Annotated in this window: 1 protein-coding gene and 1 pseudogene; both read right to left on the bottom strand. The window is 45.7% G+C overall.

Annotation, left to right across the window (positions count from 1 at the left end; all coding sequences use genetic code 11):
- Nucleotides 1-1,134: 1,134 nt before the first annotated feature.
- Nucleotides 1,135-2,340, bottom strand: coding sequence for a phage head morphogenesis protein (locus ABD915_RS09305; protein WP_345117623.1), 1,206 nt, complete (start codon nt 2,338-2,340; stop codon nt 1,135-1,137).
- Nucleotides 2,333-2,622: pseudogene (locus ABD915_RS09300) on the bottom strand (phage portal protein family protein); the annotation flags it as partial. The pseudogene ABD915_RS09300 and the gene ABD915_RS09305, both read right to left, overlap by 8 nt.

The following is a 2,622-nucleotide window of genomic DNA, read 5'->3' as shown; positions in this document are numbered from 1 at the left end:
AATAGTAAGATCTGAGCAAAGATCTATGAAATTGCCATGAAATGTCTCGTCATGACATATCTCAGCCTGCCCTTCTTTTTGATCTTCGTAAAATTCTTGCTCCATACATTGCCTATTGCTTTACAATTATCATTGGCAATACAATGCACGAAATCCCCTTCAACTCATAAGCCTGACAGTGTCAGTCAAAAGAGCACTTCTTTAAAAAAGCACTTTTTTTCCCTCTTATAGCCTGTAAGAGAAACCCCAATACCAAACCCTCTCATAAAATCGTTTTCAAAGGCACTTCAAAGGCGATAGAGCGCCATTGTGAAGTGAGAGGTACAAATTATCACTCCATACAAAAAGCCTCTCTCAAGGCGCGTTTTTTTAAAGATTGCCTTTAAACGTTTAAACTGTTAGCGTACTCACGAGGCGTGAGCCAGTTTTGCCAGGACGGCTTTGCCGGATCTGCGAGGAGTTGACCGCCCTCCACGCCTTCTCATTTTTCCCCACACACCGGTTCCTTCTTTGCAAAGCCAACCAAGCCGTTTTTTTTAAAGATTGCTTTTGAACATTTACACTGTTATCTTATCCACGAGGCGTGAGCCAGTTATACCAGGACGGCTTTGCCGGATCTGCGAGGAGTTGACCGCCCTCCACGCCTTCTCATGTTTCCCCACACACCAGTTCCTTCTTTGCAAAGCCAACAAAGCTTTGCGGTGTGCGCTTTCTTGCCTTTACAAAAAAGCCTCTCTCAAAGCGCGTTTTTTTAAAAGATTGCTTTCAAACGTTGAAACTGTTAGATCACCCACGAGGCGTGAGCCAGTTATACCAGGACGGCTTTGCCGGATCTGCGAGGAGTTGACCGCCCTCCACGCCTTCTCATTTTTCTCACACACCGCTTCTTCTCACAAAAACCAACAAAGCTTTGCGGTGTGCGCTTTCTTGCCTTTACAAAAAAGCCTCTCTCAAAGCGCGTTTTTTAAAAGATTGCTTTTGAATGTTTAAACTGTTAGATTACCCGCGAGGCGTGAGCCAGTTATACCAGGACGGCTTTGCCGGATCTGCGAGGAGTTGACCGCCCTCCACGCCTTCTCATTTTCCTCGCCTCTTTTCCGTTAAAATCATAGGACTTTCTTCCTGTTGTTCTCTTTATAACAACCTCTCGCCCTTCTTTTCAGCAGCATGTAACAAACGTTGAATTTCGCGAAAGCTCTTTTTATGCATGGAGGTCAGCCACCATTCTTGTTTGCTTGCTACCCATTTGACCACAAAGCGCCACCACGCCCCACCACTTTCACCAAAAAACACAACACTCGGCACATCTTTGCGTCTGATAACACCATGAGGGCGGATGAGTGTTTGAAGAGCACCACGAAAATCCTCCAAGTGAAGGGAACGTGCTTGATGCTCTAACAAAATATGTTTCACACTGTCTGAAGATAAACGAATAAGAGAATTGTCCCCACCAAAAACATCACGCACCTTTTCTATCATTGGGGCTATGGGAATAAATCCACGCGGCATGCGTCCTTCAAACATCGCTTCCAAAAGTGGTGAGCCCACAATATCTTCAATGGCAATGCGTTTGCGATTGTCCCCCATTAGGGAAACTTTATCACTCAAAAAATTACTTAAATTTTGCGCGCGATGTTTCCCAGGGTTCAAATGCCAACCAGGATCAATACCTACGGGTATCTTTTCAACTTTTCCCGTCCGCTTATTGCGCCAAACCCGCTCCTCCACATGGGGTGGCGCAGCACCCTCTTCATAGCCTAAATTGTCCGCCTCATAACGGCTTACCTGCCGCACACTGCATTTACATCGCCAGCCATTGGGCGGATAAAGCCAATCCCAAACTGGATCATCAACCGGTGCCGTAAACCCCACCCAACTTTCATGTTCCAAACGCTTATGTTCTGAACTCGACAACGCATAGGTAAGATAAGGTAAAAACTCTTTATTATTTTGTGTGCGCTCCCACTCACCTGCCGCATGGGCACTCATGGTATTAGCCCAATAGACCGTTTCTAAACGCCGCGGGCACCCCAATTGTACCACACGCGTTTCACCCGTTTTCGGATCAATGCTGGTCTTTTTCCCCCACCAACCCTTTTCCTGTAAAATCGGCATTAAATTTTTTTGAAACTCTTGCAAAGGAACTTGATGCTTTATGGCATCTCCAACGGCTCGCTTAAAATCATCCAAAATGTCATAGCCTACCGATTTTGCTACCGTAAAGGAAAAGGCATGCTCTTCTGGTGCTATATCGCGCCAATCAAAGCTTGGAACAATATTTTTGGCTGCAAAATAACGGGTGACCTCTTTGGGTGCTGTTTTAAAAAGTTCCTCATCCATGATACCCCAGTCCCCGCGCAATCATTTGCACCTTTGCCAAGCGTGCTGCCAAGGCATGATGATCCATCTCGCCTAACAATTCATCCAAGCCTTTAAGGATATCCTCATAACTTTTAGCCTCTCTCACAAGCTTTTTAAAAGGCTCTAAAAGGGGCTCTAAATCCTCTTCCCAGTCACTTAAAGCCTCACTCGAAAGCCGATCCAATTCGTCGTGATGTTTTCCACCCTGCTCTTTTTTCCCCCCTTCTTTTCTTGTCACACAAACATCAAAAGCACCCCCAC

This window comes from Bartonella jaculi, from assembly GCF_039543045.1.
Taxonomy (GTDB): Bacteria; Pseudomonadota; Alphaproteobacteria; order Rhizobiales; family Rhizobiaceae; genus Bartonella; species Bartonella jaculi.
The sequence above is the reverse complement of the archived record's forward strand: the minus strand, read 5'-3'. Positions and strand labels throughout refer to the sequence as shown.

What these genes read in the sequence shown, in the direction of transcription:
- ABD915_RS09305 (WP_345117623.1), bottom strand. Translation starts at nt 2,340, where the DNA reads ATGGATGAGGAACTTTTTAAAACAGCACCCAAAGAGGTCACCCGTTAT.